This window comes from Lysobacter sp. GQ73 (genome assembly GCF_059758755.1).
Genome location: NZ_JCAXEE010000004.1, coordinates 476404 through 495557, shown reverse-complemented (window position 1 = coordinate 495557; position 19154 = coordinate 476404). Strand labels below are relative to the sequence as shown.

Sequence of the window (19154 nt, the reverse complement as noted above, 5' to 3'; positions counted from 1 at the left end):
CGAGTCGTGGTGGATCGACCAAGCCTCCAGGCGCAGGCCGCCCAGTCCCTTACCGCTTGCTTACGGTCGCTGACCGATCGAGTGCCGGCCACGTCTGCGACGGTGATCGCGCGCGCGACTGCGGCGGCTCCAGCCAGATGCAGCTGTGTTTTCCTTGGCTGCAGCGAGCATCGCGGCATTCGCCTTTTCGGGGGCGAGCCCTTGTTCCGGGAACAGGTGCAAACGCACCAGATGGACGCCGACGGACTGGATGCTTTGCCGGCACGGACGCCCGGGGTGCTGGACCGCATAGGCGTCTACGGACAGGCGATGGATGTCGAAGTACACCGGGTCGCTGTATTCACGCGCAAGCACGTCGCCGAAGGCGGCCCAGCACCCGGGCGACGATTCCATATACGGATGCGTCGGGCCCGGAACATTCGGGAAACAGGCAGCGCAGCCGGAGCATCTTGCCATCGCCATCGCGAGTGGGGCTCTCGGGGTTCAGGGTCGGTAGACGTCCGGGATCATTTCATAGTCTTGGGCGACGACCCGATCGGATGGCGAGGCAGGCTGCGTCGCTCCGGTCTCGGCCCCAATCCGGCGGGCAAAAAAAACGGGAGGCCGAAGCCCCCCGTCTTTGAACGCAGTGATCGGCGCGCCGACTCAGAACGGGATGTCGTCGTCCGCGAAGTCGTCGCCGAAGTCGTTCGACTTGGCCGGGGGCGCTTCGCGGCGCGGCGCGGAGTCCTGGCGTCCGCCGCCATAACCGCCACCGCCGCCACCCGACGGACGCGCAGAACGCTCGCCACCGCCGCCGGAGGAACGCGAGGGGCGTTCGCCGCCACCGCCGCCCGCGTCGCCGCCGCCGAGCATCTGCATCTCGTCGGCGATGATGTCGGTGAAGTACTTCTCGACGCCGTCCTGACCGGTGAACTTGTCGTAGCGGATCGAGCCTTCGATATAGACCTGGCGGCCCTTGCGCAGGTATTCGCCGGCGATTTCGCCGAGCTTGCCGAACAGCTTGACCCGGTGCCACTCGGTGCGTTCCTGGGTCTGGCCGTCCTTGTCCTTGCGGACGCTGGTGGTGGCCAGGCTGAGGGTGGTCACGGCCATGCCGCCCTGGGTGTATTTGGTCTCAGGATCGTTACCGAGGTTGCCGACCAGGATGACCTTGTTGATGCCGCGTGCCATGGGATTCCTTACAAATTGCCGGGGGTACGGCCGGGATGATGGATTATAGCGGCCTCCCCCGCCATCGGAGCCCGGCGCGGCCTGGGGTGGGGTTTGTCCGATGGGGATGTCCGGATTGAGCTTGGGACGGGCTGGGCCGGGAGGGGCTGGAGGCTTGGCTGGCTTGGGTTTGGGGCTCGAGGGAGCGTCTGGGGTAAGCGGGTTCCGTTGGAGACGCGGCGGGGTCTGGAGGCCGGCCTGGAGCCGGGCTGGACGGGCGGAGGCGGTTGCGGGCGCCTCGGGCCAGGTCTGTCTGCCCTGTCTCAGGGGTATCCGTCTTACGCGGCAAGCCGCGCATGGCGGTCGCGGCTTGCGCCGCTCCTACCCGGCGACAGTCGATCGCTTCGCTCGGCGGCACTGGCTCTGTTGCCTCTGCGCGTTCCTTGGTCGGGGCTTGCGTCGCTCCTACAGGGGCTGTGGCCGGATACGCTGCAAGAGCTGTGCGCCGCGGTCGCGGCGGCCCGAACGCACGGTCAAACGCCGGTCCTTGACCCGCCCCCGCTCCGGCCGCCGCGGAATCGGTGGCCCGGCCTGGTTTCGGCGTTCGGCAAGCCCCGCCGGCCCAGTCGGCAAAACCGCCCCGCCTTCACAGCTTCGGGCTCGGGCTTAAGCTCGACGGCGCTCACACTCTATAATCGCGATTCCAACCACTCGGCCGTCCCATGCCTCCCAGCGCCACGATCATGTCCGTCGCCGATCTGGCGACCATTCAATCCCTGGCCCGTGACGACATGGCGGCCGTCGATGCGCTGATCCGCCGGCGCCTGTCTTCCGACGTGGTACTGATCAACCAGGTCGCCGAGTACATCGTCGGCGCGGGCGGCAAGCGCCTGCGGCCGATGCTGTTGCTGCTGGCTGCCGGCGCCCTCAATCATCGGGGCCCGGACGCGCACCAGCTCGCCGCGGTGGTCGAATTCATCCACACCGCCACCCTGCTCCACGACGACGTGGTCGACGAGTCCGACCTGCGGCGCGGGCGCAAGACCGCCAATGCGGTCTGGGGCAATGCCGCCAGCGTGCTGGTCGGCGACTTCCTGTATTCGCGCAGCTTCCAGTTGATGGTCGAACTCGACCGCCTGGAAGTGATGAAGATCCTGGCCGACACGACCAACCAGATCGCCGAAGGCGAAGTGCTGCAGCTATTGCATGTGCGCAACCCGGACACCGACGAGACCGCCTACCTGCGCGTGATCGAGCGCAAGACCGCGGTGTTGTTCGCCGCCGCCACCCGCCTGGGCGCGGTGCTCGCCGGCTCCGACGCCGCGGTGCAGCAGCGCATGCACGACTACGGCATGGCCCTGGGTTACGCCTTCCAGATCGCCGACGACGTGCTCGACTACGCCTCCGACGCCCAGACCCTGGGCAAGAACCTCGGCGACGACCTCGCCGAAGGCAAGGCCACCCTGCCCCTGATCCACGCCATCGCCCACAGCGACGACACCACCCGCGCGCGCCTGCGCGCCGCGGTCGAGCACGGCGACACCGAAGCGATGCCGGAAGTATTGGCCGCGATCCACGCCACCGGCGGCCTCGACTACAGCCGCAAGCGCGCCTGCGATTACGCCGCGGCCGCCGAGGCGGCATTGGATGCGCTGGAGGAGAACGACTACACCTCCGCCTTGCGGGGTTTGGCGCGGTATGCGGTCAGCCGCGACCACTGAGTCGCGGGGGGTGGTTCGGTGGAAGGTCAGCTTCTGTCTGTAGGAGCGGCGTGAGCCGCGACCGCGGGACGCGCGGAATCGACAAGGCCGACAGCGCTCATCGAAGCGGCGCACTCCCGCCAGGGTAGGAGCGGCGCAAGCCGCGACATCGCCGTTACGGTCTGCGGCGCATCGCTCATCGAGCGAGATCAAGATCAAGATCAAGATCAAACCCAAAGCTTCCGCCACTAAAGCGGCGGGTTACTTTCTTTTGTCTAAAGCAACAAAAGAAAGGTAACCAAAGAAAAGTGCTTTCCTTTGAATCACAAGCCCGCACGAGCGGTGCCTCCGCGGTGATTTTTCATACGGGACATCCTTTTCCCGATGAAAAACGGTGCGCATCCCTGCGCGCCGCCCTCCGGGTCTTCGATTGTCTTCGCGAGTGCTCGGCGACGCCAAGCCAAGGCCAAGGCCAAGGCCAAGGCCGGTAATAGTGCATCGGAGCGCGGCGACGTCCCCTGTAGGAGCGGCGTGAGCCGCGACCTCGGGCGCGCAGAATCAATAAGGCCGACGCCCCCCATCGAGACGGCGCGCTTTCGCCGGGGTAGGAGCGGCGCAAGCCGCGACCGCGAATCTGCGGCCGCCGGCGCGGGTGCGAGGTGGCGCGGTCGCGGCTTACGCCGCTCCTACAGTGGACGGTACGCGGCGCCGTTGCCGTGATTTTGATCTTCGCCTCTGCCTTGCCGGTCAAAAGCAGACCCGGAGGGCGGCCCGCAGGGATGCGGGCCGTGCGCAAGCAGGCCATGGATGGCCTGTCTGGAGCATCCCTGCGTCGGCACCGATCGCGCGGGCCTTTGACTCAAAGAAAAGCACTTTTCTTTGGTTACCTTTCTTTTGTTGCTTTAGACAAAAGAAAGTAACCCGGCCGCGTCAGCGGACGGAAGCTTTAGATGTTGATGATGCTTCAAAGCTCTGCGGCCGGGGACGCAACAACCGCCAACGGCGCAGTCGCGACCTGCGTCGCTCCTACCCTGATGGGCTGCCATCGGCGTCGCCGCGAGATTGACGCATCGCGGTCGCGGCTCACGCCTCCTCCAGGAGGCTGCGGCCGAACCGCGAGGTCGAGGCGGCGCGGTCGCGACTTGCGTCGCTCCTACCCTGACGGACGCCGTCGACATCGGCGCAAGATTGACGCATCGCGGTCGCGGCTCACGCCGCTCGTACAGAAGGCTACGGTCGAACGCCGCGAGGTCGAGGCGGCGCGGCCGCGGCTTGCGCCGCTCCTACCCTTCGAAGGCGAAGCGGCGCCGCCGTCAGTTCGCGCCGAACCGCTCGGCGAAGAACGAACGCATCGCCTGGAACGAGCGACGCGCCGCGCGTTCGTCGTAACGGCAGTTGTCGCCAACCGGGTTGTCGGCATCCTCGATCTGCGAGAAGCAATGCACCGCGCCGCTGTAGTTGACGAACTGCCAGTCGGCGCCGGCTTCGTTCATTTCCTTCTCGAACGCGACGATGTCTTCCTGCGGCACCGATTTGTCGGCGGCGCCGTTGAGCACCAGCAGCGGAGTGTTGACCTTGACGCCGTTGCTCGGCAGGTGCGACTTCAGGCCGCCATGGAAGCTGACCACGCCGGCCAGGTTGGCGCCGGTGCGGGCCAGTTCCAGGGCGGCGGAGCCGCCGAAGCAGAAGCCCAGGGCGCCGACCTTGGAGGCGTCCAGCGGCGCGGTCTTGTCCTGCGCCTTCAACGCCGCGACCGCTTCGCCGACGCGCTTGCGCAAGGTGGTGCCGCCATCGGCATAGGCCTTGCCGACCGCGGCCTTGGCCTCGGTCTTGTCCTTCGGGCGCACGCTCTTGCCGTAGACGTCGGCGACCAGCACCACGTAGTCGTCGCCGGCGATGCTCTTGGCCAGCTTGACCGCGTCGTCGGTGACGCCCATCCAGTTCGGCACCATCACCAGGCCCGGGCGCTTGATCCTGTTGACGTCGTCGTAGACCAGCACACCGCTGAAGCTGTCGTCGCCGATCTTCCATTCCACGGGCTTGGCCTGCATCGCCGCGAACGCGGGCGAGGCGCACAGTACGAGCGACAAGGCAAGGGCGAGACGGCGCATGGCAGGGCTCCGGGTTGGCGAGGTCCGCCGGAGACTAGCGCGTTTGGGTTGCCTGGTGTGTGATGGCTAGGGGCCAGGAACTAGTAATCAGAAACTAGGAACTAGTGGTTAGGAACGAGGAACGAGTAAAGGCAAAGGCCAAGACGGCTCCGGCGGCCGCGCCCCGCTCACTACTCAAACTAGTTCCTAGTTTCTGATTACTGGTTCCTGCCTTAATGCCTTAACCAATGCCCAGCCCGGCAATCGCACTGATCGAGTCCGGGTCGAAGCCGGCCAGTTCGGCGAAATGGCGGCCGCGGGCGACGTAGTCGCGGTAGGGGCCGTAGCTCGGCGCGCCCGGCGACAACAGCACCACCCCGTCCTCGCCGCCGTCGGCGCGCAACGCCGCCTGGGCCTGGGCCATCGCCTCGGCGAGGTCCTTGGCCGCGGACAGGCGGAAGTCGGACTGCGCCGCGATCGAGGCCAGCAGTTCGTGGATGCGCGGGCCGTTCTCGCCCATGGTCACGATCGCGACCGGCGCCTGCCGGCGCATCGCGTCGGCGAACACCTGCCAGTCGATGCCGCGATCGTGGCCGCCCAGCAGAATCGCGATGCGGCGACCGGCGAAGCAGTCGAGCGCGGCCAGGCTGGCGTGCGGCGTGGTGCTGATCGAGTCGTTGACGTAGACCAGGCCCTCGCGCTCGCCGAGCGGCTGCAACCGGTGCGGCAGGGGACGGAAGCTCGCCGCGTGCGGCGCCAGCGGCACGGCGTCGACGCCGAGCGCTTCGATTGCGGTCAGCACTGCGCACAGGTTGCCGCGGTTGTGGCGGCCGGGCAGCGGCAGAGCCGAGGTGTCCATGACTTCGCGCGCGCCGCGCCACAGCACGTCGCCGCGCAGATGCCAGCCGTCTTCGCGGCCGAACCAGCGGACCTCGCTGTCGGGCAGGTCGAGGCCGGCGAGCACCGCGTCGTTGGCGTTCAACACCGCGATCTTCGGCTTGCTCGCGGTCAGCAGGCGCAGTTTGTCTTCGACGTAGCGCGCCTGGGAGCCGTGCCAGTCCAGGTGTTCGGGGTAGATATTGAGGGCGATCGCGACCTCGGGACGGGCCCCGCCCGCGGCGACGTCGCCGGTCTGGTAGCTCGACAGTTCGATCGCCCAGAACTCCGGCGGCTGCGCCGGGTCCAGCACTTCGAGCAAGGGCAGGCCGATGTTGCCGGCCAGCGCAGTGCGGTGGCCATCGGCGCGCAGCAGATGCGCGAGCAGCGAGGTGGTGGTGCTCTTGCCCTTGGTGCCGGTTACGCAGATGGTGCGCGCATCGGCATGCTCGCCGAACCACAGCGCGGTACCGCCGATGAAACGGGTGCCCTGCTCGGCCGCGGCCAATGCTTCGGCGCGGTACGGGCTGATGCCGGGCGACTTGACCACCCAGTCGAACGCACTCAGGCGTTCGGCGGTGGCGGCGGTCTCGATCGCCAGGCGGGCATCGTTCAAGCCGCGCGCGTCGGCGGCTTCATCGGCCGGACAAAACAGGGTCAGGGCCAGCTCGGGCAGGCGCGAACGGATCGCCTGATACGCCGCGCGGCCTTCGCGGCCCCAGCCCCACAGCGCGACGCGCTGCCCGTCAAGCTGCGAAATGCGCACGCAGCCGCTCCCACAGTGCCGGCGGCAGGCGCTGTTCGTCGTCCGGCACCAGCAGCGGTTCGATGCGCAGGTCGTCGCCGCCGAGTTGCGGGCGGATCTCGCGGGCGAAGCGTTCGACCAGGGTGTCCTCGCGCCATTCCGGACGCTCGGCCAGCGCCGCCATCGCCGCGCGCGACTCGCGGCCTTCGCCGACGCATTCGAACGGCTTGTGGTTGCGGTATTCCAGCAGCGCGTCGAAGCCGCCGGTCTGGGCCGGGTCGTCGAGCAGGTTGCGGCCGAAGATGCCGACCAGACGCGGCTTGGGCATGAACGGCGCCAGCGCCAGGAACACGAAATGGCACTTCGGGCAGACTCCGCACCAGCGGCTGGCGGGACGCTCGCCGAGAATGTGGAAGTTGCGGTTGCAACTGCTGAAGTGGGTGTCGTAGCGGTCGGTGCGGGCGAACTGGCGCGCCACCGCGAGCTCGCTGAGCGGGCGCAGCAGCGAGTAGTAATGCAGGTCGGCGGCGACGCGGTGCTGGACGTAGTCGCCGAAGGCCTGCTCGCAGGCCCAGCCCTTCGACCACTGGTGATTCACCTCGCCGGTGCCTTCGATCAGGCTGCCGTAACTGGCCGAGCGTTCGTTCGAAAACACCACTTGGTCGACGCCGTGCAGCAACGCGGCCAGGACCATGATCGCCGAGTTCACCACCGTCACCGGGATGTGCCCGTTGTAGGCGCCCTGGCGGTTGAGCTCGAACAACTGCGGCGCCAGCGCGCGGCCGAGGTTGAGGGTCGGCAACTCGGTGCGCTGGGCGCAGGCGGCGATCAGTTGCGAGCCGCCGATCCAGGTCACGGTCTGTTCGACCCCGAGCGTGCGCAGCGCCTCGATGCTGACCAGCGAGTCCTTGCCGCCGCCGATCGCGACCAGGGCGTGCGGTTTCAGGCCGAGCGGGGCCGCCTTGGCGTCGGCCGCGGCGGCCTCGACCGGAAACCGGATCTTGCCGTGCAGGTTCAGCCCGTTGCGGTAGGCGAACTCGCCCAGGCCGTTGACGTAGATCAACTCCAGCAGCGCCGCAGTCTCGGCATCGATCGCATACGAGTCGATGCGGATGGTCCCGGGCACCGCCGCCTTGTAATAGCTCACGCCGGCGATCAGGTGCAGCAGGCGCAGGGCGCGTTCGACCGCGTGCGCACGCGCGCCGGCCAGAGCGAACGGCGCGCCCGGCACGGTGATGGTCTCGATCAGTTCCGGACCGTCGTCGAAAGCGTAGACGAGTTCGGCGACGCCGGTGGCGGCGTCGAGCCCGCAACGCACGAAGCGGAACACGTCGGCTTTGAAGGAACTCTGGGTCGGGATCATGCGTCGGCTCCGGCGGGCGCGGTTGCAGCGATAAACCGGAAAACACGCCGGGCCTGCGACAGCGCCGGGAGATATCCGAACAGGGGTTTGGGTGCGCTCAGGCGCGAGCGCGAGGTGCCGGCGAGGATCATTCGATCACTTCCTCCACCGGCAGCGCGCGCAGGTTGTAGGTGTTGGCCATGGCCATGCCGTAGGCGCCGGCATCGGCGACCAGGATCGTGTCGCCCTCGGCGGTCGCGGCCGGCATCAGGCGTGCGCGTCCGAGCACGTCGCTGCTTTCGCAGACCGGGCCGACCACGTCGAAGGTCGCGGTCTGCCCATCCTCGAAACGGCTGAGGTTGTGGATGCCGTGGTAGGCCTCGTACATGGCCGGGCGCATCAGGGCGTTCATACCGGCATCGCAGCCGATGCGCAGCACGCCGTCCTTCTCGATCACCTGGGTCACGCCGAGCAGCAACACGCCGCATTCGGCGACCAGGTAACGGCCCGGCTCGATGATCAGACCGTAGCGCGGATAGGCGGCCTTGATCTCTTCCAGGCCGGCGCGCCATTGCGCCAGGTCGAACTGCGGCGCTTCCGGGGTGTAGGCGATCGGCAGGCCGCCGCCGATGTCGATGGTCTCGATGGTGCCGACGCTGTCGGCCAGCCCGGCCAGGCTGGCGTAGACGCCGCGCCAGTGCTGCGGGTCGTCGATGCCGCTGCCGAGGTGGGCATGCAGGCCGCTGATGCGCACGCCGAGCTTGCGCGCTTCCTCGACGAAGGCATCGAAGCGCGACAGCGGCAGGCCGAACTTGGCCGCGACCCCGCCGGTGCGCACTTTTTCGTGATGGCCTTCGCCGTGGCCGAGGTCCAGGCGCAGCCACAGCGTGCGGCCCCGGAACACCTCGGGCCAGCGCTTCAGCGCTTCGATGTTGTCGAGGGTGACGATCACCCCGCGCTGCAGCGCCGCTTCGTACTCGTGGCGCGGGGCGAAGCTCGGAGTGAACAGCACCCGCTCCGGCGCCATGTGCGGCACCGCGGCGAACACGCGTTCGATCTCGGCCAGCGACACGCACTCCAGGCCGAAGCCTTCGCCGACGATGGCCTTGAGGATCGCCGGGTGCGAATTGGCCTTCATCGCATAGAAGCAGCGGTCGACCGCTTCGGTGCCGATCAGCGAGCGGGCGCGCTCGCGCACCGTCGCCAGGTCGTAGACATAGCGCGGCGTGCCGGTTTCGGCCATCGCGAGCAGGCGCTCGCGCTTGCCCTGCCACCAGGCCGCCGCGCGCTGCGGCTTGCCGTGCGCGATTTCGCGCCAGCTCGGCCCGAACACGCTGTCGTCGCGCACCGGCATCGCGCCGCTGCGGATCAGCTCGTGGTGCAGATGCGGCAGCAGCCCGTCGGCGTCGGCCTCGTCGATGACGAAGGTCAGGTTGAGGTCGTTCGACGACTGCGAGATCAGGTGCACGCGCTCGCGCCCGAACGCCGCCCAGATGTCGGACAAACGGTGCAGCAGCGAACGCATGCCGCGCCCGACCAGGGTGATCGCCGCGCACGGCGCGATCACCTTGACCCGGCAGACCTCGGCCAGGTCGGCCGACAGCGCTTCGAGCACGTTGCTGCTGACCAGGTTCTCGCTCGGGTCGAGCGAGACGGTGACGTTGGTTTCCGACGAGCCGATCAGGTCGATCGACAGGCCGTGGCGCTTGAAGCGCTCGAACACGTCGGCGAGGAAGCCGACTTGCTGCCACATGCCGATGCTTTCCATCGACACCAGCACGATGCCGTTGCGGCGGCTGATCGCCTTGACCCCGGGCACGGTGACCGCGCTGGCATCGATGCGCGTGCCCGGCAGGTCGAAGCGCTCGGTGTCGAGGATCGCCATCGGTACGCCGGCGTCGCGGCACGGCGCGATCGAGCGCGGGTGCAGCACCTTGGCGCCGGTGGTGGCGATTTCCTGCGCTTCGGCGTAGTCCAGCCGCGCGAGCAGGCGCGCGTCCGGCACTTCGCGCGGGTTGGCGCTGAACATGCCCGGCACGTCGGTCCAGATTTCCACCCGCTGCGCTTTCAGCAGGGCGCCGAAATAGGCGGCCGACGTATCGGAACCGCCGCGGCCGAGGATCGCGGTGCCGCCGTCGCCGTGACGGGCGATGAAGCCCTGGGTGATCAGCATCGCGGTCGGCTGCGCATCGAAGCGCTCGCCGAACCCGGTATCGCCCTGGTGGCGGCAGTTCACCGACAAACGCTGGGCCCAGTCGCTGGCGTTCGGCAGCGACACCGCATCGAGCCAGTCGCGCGCATCGCACCAGCCGAAGTCGTGCCCCTGCGAACGCAGGTAGGCCGAGCCGATGGTCGAGGACAGCAGTTCGCCCTGGCCCAGCACTTCGGCCTGCCAGTCCAGCGCGCGGCTGGCCGCGCGCGGATCGGTTTCCAGTGCGATCAGTTTCGCCAGGCGTTCGCCGAGCACCGCGTCTGGATCGAGCTCGAGTTCGCCGCAGAACGCCCTATGGCGCTCGACCAGACTCGCGAAACGCGCCGCGAAGCCTTCGTCCTGGCCGGCCGGCGCATAGGCGATCGCCTGCAATTCGTTGGTCACGCCCGACAACGCCGAGACCACCACGAGGACGCGGCGGCCTTCCTCGTGCATACGTTTCGAGGCCAAGCGCCCGATCGTGTCCCAACGGTTGCGGCGGGATACCGAAGTACCACCGAACTTGAGCACCACCCAGCCTGTCGCTTGCGCCACCACGTATTCCTCGGTTGTCGTTCCATTCGTCGTACGCCCCGGCACGCTGCCGGAGCGGCTAGATTCAGTTGCAACTAAATCGGCCCGCAACCGGCCTGTCCGGCCGCCGCGGGATTCCACACTTGCAGGCTCGTCGCGCCTAGAATCACGCGCTCGCCCGGGAGCCCGGGCACGAAGCGACGATTCTAGTCGAAACCTGCCGGCTCACGAGCGTGTTCCCGACGCTGTATTCCGGGCCCTGCCGCCCTCACCGCCTGTGTACCGCCACCTGCACGGACTCTTCGGAACCCCAACCGAAATGACGCAACGCCGCTATCTGCAACTGGACGTGTTCGCCGACCGCCCCGGCGCCGGCAATCCGCTGGCCGTGGTCCTCGACGCGCAAGGCCTGGACGACGACGCCATGCAGGCCATCGCCCGCTGGACCCGCCTGCCCGAGACCACCTTCGTGTTCCCGCCGACCCAGCCCGGCGCCAGCTACCGCATCCGCATGTTCAGCCCGCGCCGCGAGGTGCCGTTCGCCGGCCACCCGAGCGTCGGCACCGCCTGCGTGGTGCTCGAGGCCGGCCTGGCCGCGCCGGTCGACGGCCACCTGCTCCAGGAGGGCGTGGTCGGCCTGTTGCCGCTGTCGGTCGACGGCGACGGCGACGCCCGCACCATCGCCGTGCGCACGCCGCGCGCGCGGGTGCTGGAAACCGCTACCGCCGGCGACCCGCGCCTGGCCGAAACCCTGCGCGGGCTGCCGCTGGGCGCCCTGCCGCCGGCCTTGATGGACGGCGGACGACGCTGGTGGCTGGCCGAACTGCGCGACGAAACGGCCCTGCGCGCCGCGACCCCGGACTGGGCCGCGATCGGCCGTCTGGCCGAAGCCACCGAGAGCATGGGCCTGTGCGCGTTCGCACGCGCCGACGCCGGCCAGGACTACGACCTGGTCGTGCGCGCCTTCGTCGGCGCGCCGGCGCAGTTCGAGGACGCCGCCTCGGGCGCGGCCAACGCCACCCTCGCCGCCTGGCTCAACCACAACGGCGCCCTGCCCGGCCGCGACGGCCGCTACACCGTCAGCCAGGGCCGCGAAGTCGGCTTCGATGCGCGCCTGCAACTGCGGGTCGACGGCGACGGCGAAGTCTGGTCGGGCGGCCGGGTCAGCAACGTGGTGCGCGGCCAGATCGACTGGCGCTGAGCGCGATGCGGGTGGCGGGTGGCGGGCTTGGCCGTACCCGGCGGCCCGCCGACCTGGCTCAGGCCGCGCCGACGGCCTCGGCCCGCTCGCGGCGCGCCACCGCACGCCGGCCCAGCGCGACCGCGATGAAGGCCGGCAGGTACATCAACAGGCCGTAGATCGCCGCGGGCACGGCGATCTGCGGCGACTGCAGCAGGGTCAGCGCGATCACGATCGCCAGGGTGCTGTTCTGCACGCCGACTTCCATGCCGACGGTGATCGCATCGCGCAGCGCCAGGCCGGTCAGCCGCGCCAGCAGGAAACCGCCGCCGATCGCCGCCGAGCACATCGCCAGCGCGGCCGGACCGAGCTCCGGCAAGGTGCGCAGCAACAACTCGCTCTGGGTCACGCTGATCGCCACGATCAGCAGCAGCAACAACAGCAGGGCGAAGCGGCTGACCCAGGGTTCGACGCGCAGGGCGAAACCGCTGGCGTAACGGCGCAGGGCCATGCCGAGCAGCACCGGCACCAGTACCAGCGCGGCCAGGTGCATCACGGTCTGGCCGACCGGCAGGCGGATCTCGCGGGTCTCGCCGCCGAACCACTGCAAGGCCAGGTTCACCAGCAAGGGCACGCTGAGGAAGGTCACCAGCGCGCTGATCACGGTCAGGGTGACCGCCAGGGCGACGTTGCCGCGGGCCAGATAAGTCAGCGCGTTGGAGCTGCTGCCGCTCGGGCAGGCGGCGACCAGCACGAAGCCGACCGCGAATTCGAGCGAATGCGGAAACAGCCAGGCGACCGCGAAACCGAGCAGCGGCAGCAGCAGGTAATGGCCGATCAGGCCGACCGCGACCGGGCCCGGATTGCGCCCGATGCGCTGGAAATCTTCGCCGCGCAGGGTCAGGCCGATGCCGCACATGATGATGGCGATCGCGATCGGCAGACCGATCTTGAGCAACACGCTGTCCTGCATGGCGATCTCCTTGAATTCGGTGGGAGTCTGCGCGCCGGTCGTCGCGGCCGTCGTCGATGCCGCATCGGCCGGCCGCGGCCCATCCGAGGATGAGCATGGCGTTGTTGCCGACTTTCGCACATCCGATGCACTGCGGTCGCCCTACCGCGTCGCGGGTTGCGCGACGAGTTGCGTTGCGGGCTCGCGGGCCGCGCGTCCGCGGTCGGCGCGCACGAACGAAAACGCCGGAACCTTTCGGTCCCGGCGTTCGGCCGCGGCGGCGCAGCGTTGCATGCGCCGCTAGAGGCGCGGCTCAGTCCGGCCGCACGTCGACGCGCACGCGGATGCGGTCGCCAGGGTTGTGGTTGGTGCGGGTGCGATAGGTCTTGCCGGCGTATTCGTAGGTCACGTCGTAGGCGCTGACCGAGCGCTCGCCGCCCGAGTAATAGTTGCCGCCGCCGTTGGCCGGCACCGGATCGCAGACCCGCACCGTGCCGGTGCGCGGCTCCTGGCTGCGCTTGCTCTGCTCGTAGATGCTGCGCCCGGCCATGCCGCCGACCATCGAGCCCAGGGCCGAGGTCGCATAGCGCGCGCTGCCGCCGCCGACCTTGCTGCCGAGCACCGCGCCGACGATGCCGCCGACCACGGTCGCGGCGGTGCGGCCGCCCTCGGTGCCGACCGCGCGGCGCTGGTTGCCGTACTGGTCGTAATAACCGTCGTCGCGACGCGGTTCGTATTCGTTGCCGTAATACGAGTCGCCCTGGACGTAGGTCGGGCGCTCGTAGCAGCGCTGGCCCTGGTTGACCGGCTGCGAGCTGTAGTGGTCGAACACCGGGTCGACCCGGATCACTCGCGCGTAGTCGACCTGGCTGCTGTAGTCGCCGGCCGGCTGCGAGGCGCCATAGGACGAACCATACGACGAACCGTAAGGCTGGCCGTACGACTGGGCCGACGCGACGCCGGTGGTGGCGGCCAGACCCAGGCCCAGGGCGGTGACTAGCAAGCGGTTCATCGTGAGCTCCAGGCGCCGACATGGCGCGGGATGGATCGTCGGGCCGCAGCGGTCAACCCGGGCTGAATGCAGTCGGGGACGTGTCGGCGGGGCCGGTATCGTTTACCTCGCCGACAGCCAGTCGGCCGCCTGCGCGGCCAGCCGGGCGGCGTCGCGCCCCAGCAAAGGGCCGACATGGCTCGGCGACGGCCACGTTAACAAAGTCGCGCCGATCGCCGCTGCGAACTGCGCCGACACTTCCGGCGCGACGTCGTCGTCGCGCTGCGAGGCGATGCACAGCACCGGCAGTTCGAGCGCCGGCACCGCGACGCCGGCATGGGCCTCGCGCAGCACCGCGCCGGACTCGTCGCGCCAGCGCCGGAACGCGTACAGCGCGGCGGCCTCGTCGGCGTCGTCCATGGCGCGGCGGGTGGAGGCCAAGCGCGCATCGCGCCGCCACGGCACCACGGCGGGCCAGTCGCGCGCCGGCAACCGCGCCGCCCATGGCGCTGGCGGCAACGGGTTGATCAGCACCGCCGCGTCGGCCAGGTCGGCGCACAGCCAGGCCAGCAGGCCGCCGAGGCTGGCGCCAATCGCCGCGCGCGGCCGCGGCAAAGCGTCGAGTTCGGCGCGGACCTGGCGCCGGTAGTGGTCGAGCGTGGTCGCGGCCAAGCCTTCCGGCGCCGGCCGCAAGTCCGGCGCGGACGTGCTCATCCCACGCGCGCGCAGCACCTCCTGCCAGCAGTTCCACTCCCAGCCGCCGGCGCCGGCCCCGTGGATCAGCAGGGCATGGCGAATGCGGGCGGGTGGCGTCATGGGCGGCGGCGGGCTGGGATCGATCGACATGGAGACCCCTCGCCCGCGGGAAGAGCGAGGCCCGCGGGAAGAGCGAGAGGCTGGAGGAGTACCGGGACGGCGACCGAGTCGAACGACGAACCCGTCTTCCGGCGCCTTGCTGCGAGGCCGGTCCGTTGCCCGCCGACGCGGGAACGGCCGTCCGGTTCAGACCAGTTTCGCTTCCAGGCTGACCGGCACCGCGCTCAGCGCCTTCGACACCGGGCAATTGGCCTTGGCGTCCTCGGCGATGGCCTGGAACTTGGCCGCGTCGATGCCCGGGACCTCGGCGGTGAGCTTGAGGCGGATCTGCGACAGGGACGGCCCGCCTTCCATCGACAGATCGACTTCGGCGCGGGTGTCGAGCTTGGCCGGCGGATGCCCGGCCTCGGTCAGCTTGGCCGACAGCGCCATGGTGAAGCAGCCGGCATGCGCCGCGGCGATCAACTCTTCGGGGTTGGTGCCCTTCTCGTCGCCGAAGCGGCTGTTGAAACCGTAGCGGGTGTCGGCGAGCAAACCGCTCTGCGGCGTGCTCAGGCGGCCCTGTCCGCTTTTCAGATCGCCTTCCCAGTGAGCGGTGGCGTGGCGCGATATACCCATGGTGCCGTTCTCCAACGATGAGGGGCGGCCAGGGTAACCGGTAGAACGTTACCGGCGAGACAAGGGTCCACAAGGAAAAGTGAGGGAGGAGAAGTGAGGAGTGAGCGGAACACAGTGCTCCTGATCTCGCTCACTCCTCACTCCTCACTCCTCACTCCTCGCTCCTCACTCCTAGCTCCTCGCCGCACTGCAACACGCGCAAACGCCAAGCCGTGCACGCTTCGCCGCGCCGGGCTTGACCCACCCCCCCGCCTGCGGGAGGCTGTGATCCCGGCCCCCGCCGGCAGCAACCCGCCATGACCGCCCGCCGAGCGCCGCGCTCGGGCGCGCAGCGCGGACAGCCATGACGGCCTTCCCACCCTAGCCTCAGGGAGAAGTCCGCTCATGTCCTACAGCACTCAATCCATTCGCAACGTGGCCTTGGCAGGCCACCCCGGCGCCGGCAAAACCACGCTCTTCGAAGCCCTGCTGCAGGCCGGCGGCGCAGTCCAGACGGCAGGCAGCATCGAACGCGGCACCACGGTGTCGGATTTCGATCCGATCGAGAAACAACGCGGCCACTCGCTCGACGCCGCCATCGCCAGCACCGATCACGCGGGCATCCACGTCAACCTGATCGACACCCCGGGCTATCCCGACTTCCGTGGCCCGACCCTGTCGGCGCTGGCCGCGGTCGAGACCGTCGCGGTGGTGGTCGATGCCGACAGCGGGGTCGAATACGGCACCCGCCGGATGATGGAACACGCTAAGGCGCGCCGGCTGTGCCGGGTGCTGGTGGTCAACAAGATCGACCACGACGGCGCCGACCCGGGCGCAGTGCTGGACGCGATCCGCGAAAGCTTCGGCCCCGAATGCCTGCCGCTCAACCTGCCCGCCGACGGCGGCAAGGCGGTCGTCGATTGTTTTGCCACCCCCGGCGGCAACGGCGCCGGCGACAGCGATCTCGGCCCGGTCGCCGACTGGCATCAGAAGATCATCGACCAGGTGGTCGAGGTCAACGAAACGGTGATGGAGCACTACCTCGACCTCGGCGAAGGCGGCCTGTCCGGCGAGGAACTGCACGACGCGTTCGAGCAATGCCTGCGCGAAGGCCACCTGGTGCCGGTGTTGTTCTGCTCGGCGCGCACCGGCGTCGGCATAAAGGAACTGCTCGACGTCGCCGAACGCCTGTTCCCGCATCCCGGCGAAGCCAATCCGCCGCCGTTCGTCAAAGGCGTCGGCGAAGACGCCCAGCCCATCGTCGCCACGCCCGACCCGAACGCGCACGTGATCGCCGACGTGTTCAAGATCGTCAACGACCCCTTCGTCGGCAAGCTCGGCGTGTTCCGCGTCTACCAGGGCACGGTGCGCAAGGACACCCAACTGTTCGTCGACGACGGCAAGAAGCCGTTCAAGGTCGGCCACCTGTTCAAGCTCAAGGGCAAGGAACACGTCGAAGTCGACCAGGCGATCCCCGGCGACATCGCCGGCGTGGCCAAGGTCGAGGACCTGCATTTCGATGCAGTCCTGCACGACAGCCACGACGAGGACCAGATCCACCTCGCGCCGCTGAATTTCCCGCGGCCGATGTTCGGCCTCGCGGTCGAGGCGGCGAGCAAGGGCCAGGAGCAGAAGCTCGCCACTGCCCTGCACAAGCTGTCCGAGGAGGACCCCTGTTTCCAGGTCGAGCACGAGGCCGAGACCAACGAGACCGTGATCCGCGGCCTGTCCGATCTGCACCTGCGCATCAACATCGACCGGCTCAAGGACAAGTACGGAGTCGAGGTCACGGCGCGGCCGCCGCGCATCGCCTATCGCGAGACCGTCAGCGGCAAGGCCGAGGGCCACCACCGCCACAAGAAACAAACCGGCGGCGCCGGCCAGTTCGGCGAGGTGTTCCTGCGGGTGGAGCCGCTGCCGCGCGGCGGCGGCTTCGAGTTCGTCGACGAGGTCAAGGGCGGCACCATCCCCGGCCAGTTTCTGCCGGCGGTCGAAAAAGGCGTGCGCCAGGTGCTGCACGACGGCGCGCTGGCCGGCTATCCGATCCAGGACGTGCGGGTGACCGTCTACGACGGCAAATACCACACCGTCGACAGCAAGGAAGTCGCCTTCGTCGCCGCCGGCAAGAAGGCCTTCCTCGATGCGATCGCCAAGGCCCGCCCGCAGGTGCTGGAGCCGATCGTCGACCTGGAGGTCAACGCGCCCGAGCAGCACATGGGCGACATCAGCGGCGGGCTGGCGAGCAAGCGCGCGCGCATCAACGGCACCGACAGCGTTCGCGGCGGCGAGATCGTCGTGCGCGCGCAGGTGCCGTTGTCGGAGCTGGAAGGCTATGCCGCCGAGCTCAAGTCGGTGACCGCCGGACGCGGCCGCTACTCGCTCGACTTCAGCCACTACGAGCCGGTCCCCGGCAACGTCCAGCAGAAACTCATGGAGGCCTACAAACCCAAGCACGAGGAGGACTGAGCGGGGCCCGCGCTGCTAACGTTCGCGGTGCACAGCACCGAACCGCGAATGCCCCAGCACGAGAGCGACCACCGCAGCGCCCGCGAACGCTCCGAGATCCTCAACCGGTACGCGCAACGGCTCTTCCATCGCGGCGGCGAGCGCGAGCTGCATTGGTGCCGGGGCGCGGCCCAGGCCGATCCGACCTGGGCCGCGCCCCGGTTCGACTTCGGCCTGGCGCACAAGTACCGCGGCGAGTGGGCCGAGTCGCTGCAGGCCAACCGCGCCGCGCTGGAACGCCGGGGCGACCACCGCGGCGCCTGCTGGAACCCCGGCATCGCCGCGACCGCGTTGCGCGACCGGAACAGCGCCCGCGAGGCCTGGCGCCGCTACGGCTTGGCCCTGCCGGACGGCGACGGCCCGATCGACGCGCAACTCGGCGCGGTCGGTGTCCGGCTCGACCCTGGCAACAGCGGCGAGGTGGTCTGGGCCGAGCGCATCGACCCGGCGCGGGCGCGCATCCTCAACGTGCCGCTGCCGGGCAGCGGTCATCGCTACCGCGACATCGTCCTGCACGACGGCTCGGTGCAAGGTACGCGCAAGGTCGAAGGCCACGAATACCCGGTGTTCAACGCCCTCTGGCTGCGGCAGGCCTCGGCGTATGCCACCTTCGAAGCACTGATCGAGACCGAGCCGCCGGACACCCTGGCGGCCCTGGTCGAGCGCGTGCGCGAGGGCGATGCCCAGGGTGGGGGCCAGGTCGAGGACTGGACCCACACGGTGCGCTACCTCTGCCGGACCTGCTCCGAAGGCGAGCAAGATCACGAACACCCGCAAGCACCCGCCGCGCACACGCGCTTCCAGCTCGGCATCGCCGCGACCGACGAAGCCTGGCTGCGCGGGGTGCTCGACGAGTGGCTTGGCCGCCACCCGCAGGCGCGCCTGCTGGAGTTCGGTCGCGCCTTTCCCGCCGACGTCACGCCCTGAGGCCGGACAATCGCGGCGGTGCGGTCCCGCCGCTCCGCCGCGGCGGCGCTCACAGCGGCGCTCACAAGCGCCGCGCCGCCTCGTTACCATCGTAAAAAGGAGCGCCACCATGCTCACGACTTCGCCGTTCGATCGTCGCAGTACCCCGGGCCACGCCGCGGGGCCGGCCTGCCTGGTCGCCGTGTTCGCCCTGCTGCCCATGCTCGCCGTGGCCGCCGGCGCCACACCGGCATCGCGCACCGCCCTGCAGAACCGCTGCGGCTGGTTCATCAACCCGACCCCGGCCAACGCCTGGCTCGAGGATCGCGACGGCAGCTGGACGATCGCGCTGCAAGGCGGCCACCAGGCCGACGGCGATTGGCCCGAGTTCGCCGAGAAGGATTTCGTCCACACCAACGGCGCCAGCTATGGTTACGGCTGCGCCTGCATGAAGGTCAAGGCGGATCGCAAAACCATGACCGTGCTGCGGATCGCCTCGGCGCAGAGCAAACCGCTCGCCCAGTGCCGGCGCGACCCGAAACTCAGGGAACCCAAGGACTGAAACGCATCCGCCGCC

General features: G+C 69.2%; 15 protein-coding genes. 5 read left to right on the top strand and 10 right to left on the bottom strand.

Features of this window, described 5'->3' with window-relative positions; all coding sequences use genetic code 11:
- Positions 1 to 60: 60 nt before the first annotated feature.
- Positions 61 to 456 (bottom strand): DUF5946 family protein, encoded by a 396-nt coding sequence (locus AC6CH2_RS14715; RefSeq protein WP_498269933.1) that lies wholly within the window; start codon positions 454 to 456, stop codon positions 61 to 63.
- 189 nt (positions 457 to 645) lie between these two features.
- Complete coding sequence (gene ssb, locus AC6CH2_RS14710) at positions 646 to 1173, bottom strand: single-stranded DNA-binding protein (protein WP_498269861.1); 528 nt, start codon at positions 1171 to 1173, stop codon at positions 646 to 648.
- A 722-nt stretch (positions 1174 to 1895) separates the two neighbouring features.
- On the opposite strand from ssb, the gene AC6CH2_RS14705 reads away from it, so the two are divergent.
- Positions 1896 to 2873: a polyprenyl synthetase family protein gene (locus tag AC6CH2_RS14705; RefSeq protein ID WP_498269860.1), complete on the top strand. Its 978-nt coding sequence runs from the start codon at positions 1896 to 1898 to the stop codon at positions 2871 to 2873.
- Between the two features lie 1292 nt (positions 2874 to 4165).
- On the opposite strand, the gene AC6CH2_RS14700 is transcribed toward AC6CH2_RS14705, so the two are convergent.
- The 4 genes from AC6CH2_RS14700 to AC6CH2_RS14685 all read right to left on the bottom strand — a co-directional run bounded on the left by AC6CH2_RS14700 (position 4166) and on the right by AC6CH2_RS14685 (position 10654).
- Positions 4166 to 4963, bottom strand: a complete 798-nt coding sequence (locus AC6CH2_RS14700; RefSeq protein ID WP_498269859.1) for a dienelactone hydrolase family protein — start codon at positions 4961 to 4963, stop codon at positions 4166 to 4168.
- 220 nt (positions 4964 to 5183) lie between these two features.
- A complete protein-coding gene (gene murD, locus AC6CH2_RS14695; protein ID WP_498269858.1) occupies positions 5184 to 6584 on the bottom strand; it encodes a UDP-N-acetylmuramoyl-L-alanine--D-glutamate ligase in 1401 nt (466 codons plus the stop codon).
- Entirely contained in the window at positions 6565 to 7926 is a 1362-nt protein-coding gene (gene murL / locus AC6CH2_RS14690; protein WP_498269857.1) for a UDP-N-acetyl-alpha-D-muramoyl-L-alanyl-L-glutamate epimerase, read from the bottom strand. The genes murD and murL overlap by 20 nt, the downstream gene beginning before the upstream one ends.
- A 127-nt stretch (positions 7927 to 8053) precedes the next feature.
- The gene (locus AC6CH2_RS14685; RefSeq protein WP_498269856.1) at positions 8054 to 10654 is read right to left on the bottom strand and encodes a bifunctional aspartate kinase/diaminopimelate decarboxylase; all 2601 of its coding nucleotides are present in this window, start codon (positions 10652 to 10654) and stop codon (positions 8054 to 8056) included.
- A 295-nt stretch (positions 10655 to 10949) separates the two neighbouring features.
- On the opposite strand from AC6CH2_RS14685, the gene AC6CH2_RS14680 reads away from it, so the two are divergent.
- The gene (locus AC6CH2_RS14680) at positions 10950 to 11831 is read left to right on the top strand and encodes a PhzF family phenazine biosynthesis protein (RefSeq protein ID WP_498269855.1); all 882 of its coding nucleotides are present in this window, start codon (positions 10950 to 10952) and stop codon (positions 11829 to 11831) included.
- A gap of 58 nt (positions 11832 to 11889) precedes the next feature.
- Here AC6CH2_RS14680 and AC6CH2_RS14675 read toward each other — a convergent pair whose 3' ends face one another.
- From AC6CH2_RS14675 to AC6CH2_RS14660, 4 genes are all read right to left on the bottom strand, one after another.
- Complete coding sequence (locus AC6CH2_RS14675; RefSeq protein ID WP_498269854.1) at positions 11890 to 12783, bottom strand: bile acid:sodium symporter family protein; 894 nt, start codon at positions 12781 to 12783, stop codon at positions 11890 to 11892.
- 292 nt (positions 12784 to 13075) lie between these two features.
- Positions 13076 to 13774 carry a glycine zipper 2TM domain-containing protein gene (locus AC6CH2_RS14670; RefSeq protein ID WP_435396425.1) on the bottom strand — a complete coding sequence of 233 codons (699 nt, stop codon included), beginning with the start codon at positions 13772 to 13774 and terminating at the stop codon, positions 13076 to 13078.
- A gap of 102 nt (positions 13775 to 13876) precedes the next feature.
- On the bottom strand, positions 13877 to 14569 hold the full coding sequence (locus AC6CH2_RS14665) for an alpha/beta fold hydrolase (RefSeq protein WP_498269853.1): 693 nt from the start codon (positions 14567 to 14569) through the stop codon (positions 13877 to 13879).
- Between the two features lie 186 nt (positions 14570 to 14755).
- Positions 14756 to 15187, bottom strand: coding sequence for an OsmC family protein (locus AC6CH2_RS14660; protein ID WP_435396269.1), 432 nt, complete (start codon positions 15185 to 15187; stop codon positions 14756 to 14758).
- A gap of 384 nt (positions 15188 to 15571) precedes the next feature.
- On the opposite strand from AC6CH2_RS14660, the gene fusA reads away from it, so the two are divergent.
- The 3 genes from fusA (at position 15572) to AC6CH2_RS14645 (ending at position 19139) form a co-directional block, all read left to right on the top strand.
- Positions 15572 to 17632 carry an elongation factor G gene (gene fusA, locus AC6CH2_RS14655; protein WP_498269852.1) on the top strand — a complete coding sequence of 687 codons (2061 nt, stop codon included), beginning with the start codon at positions 15572 to 15574 and terminating at the stop codon, positions 17630 to 17632.
- Between the two features lie 48 nt (positions 17633 to 17680).
- Entirely contained in the window at positions 17681 to 18598 is a 918-nt protein-coding gene (locus AC6CH2_RS14650) for a hypothetical protein (RefSeq protein WP_498269851.1), read from the top strand.
- Positions 18599 to 18707: 109 nt separating this feature from the next.
- Entirely contained in the window at positions 18708 to 19139 is a 432-nt protein-coding gene (locus AC6CH2_RS14645) for a DUF4087 domain-containing protein (RefSeq protein ID WP_435396272.1), read from the top strand.
- The last annotated feature ends 15 nt before the right edge of the window (positions 19140 to 19154 follow it).

Coding starts and splice junctions, on each gene's coding strand:
- AC6CH2_RS14715 (WP_498269933.1), bottom strand. CDS start 456: ATGGCAAGATGCTCCGGCTGCGCTGCCTGTTTCCCGAATGTTCCGGGC.
- ssb (WP_498269861.1), bottom strand. CDS start 1,173: ATGGCACGCGGCATCAACAAGGTCATCCTGGTCGGCAACCTCGGTAAC.
- AC6CH2_RS14705 (WP_498269860.1), top strand. CDS start 1,896: ATGTCCGTCGCCGATCTGGCGACCATTCAATCCCTGGCCCGTGACGAC.
- AC6CH2_RS14700 (WP_498269859.1), bottom strand. CDS start 4,963: ATGCGCCGTCTCGCCCTTGCCTTGTCGCTCGTACTGTGCGCCTCGCCC.
- murL (WP_498269857.1), bottom strand. CDS start 7,926: ATGATCCCGACCCAGAGTTCCTTCAAAGCCGACGTGTTCCGCTTCGTG.
- AC6CH2_RS14680 (WP_498269855.1), top strand. CDS start 10,950: ATGACGCAACGCCGCTATCTGCAACTGGACGTGTTCGCCGACCGCCCC.
- AC6CH2_RS14675 (WP_498269854.1), bottom strand. CDS start 12,783: ATGCAGGACAGCGTGTTGCTCAAGATCGGTCTGCCGATCGCGATCGCC.
- AC6CH2_RS14670 (WP_435396425.1), bottom strand. CDS start 13,774: ATGAACCGCTTGCTAGTCACCGCCCTGGGCCTGGGTCTGGCCGCCACC.
- AC6CH2_RS14665 (WP_498269853.1), bottom strand. CDS start 14,569: ATGACGCCACCCGCCCGCATTCGCCATGCCCTGCTGATCCACGGGGCC.
- AC6CH2_RS14660 (WP_435396269.1), bottom strand. CDS start 15,187: ATGGGTATATCGCGCCACGCCACCGCTCACTGGGAAGGCGATCTGAAA.
- fusA (WP_498269852.1), top strand. CDS start 15,572: ATGTCCTACAGCACTCAATCCATTCGCAACGTGGCCTTGGCAGGCCAC.
- AC6CH2_RS14650 (WP_498269851.1), top strand. CDS start 17,681: ATGCCCCAGCACGAGAGCGACCACCGCAGCGCCCGCGAACGCTCCGAG.
- AC6CH2_RS14645 (WP_435396272.1), top strand. CDS start 18,708: ATGCTCACGACTTCGCCGTTCGATCGTCGCAGTACCCCGGGCCACGCC.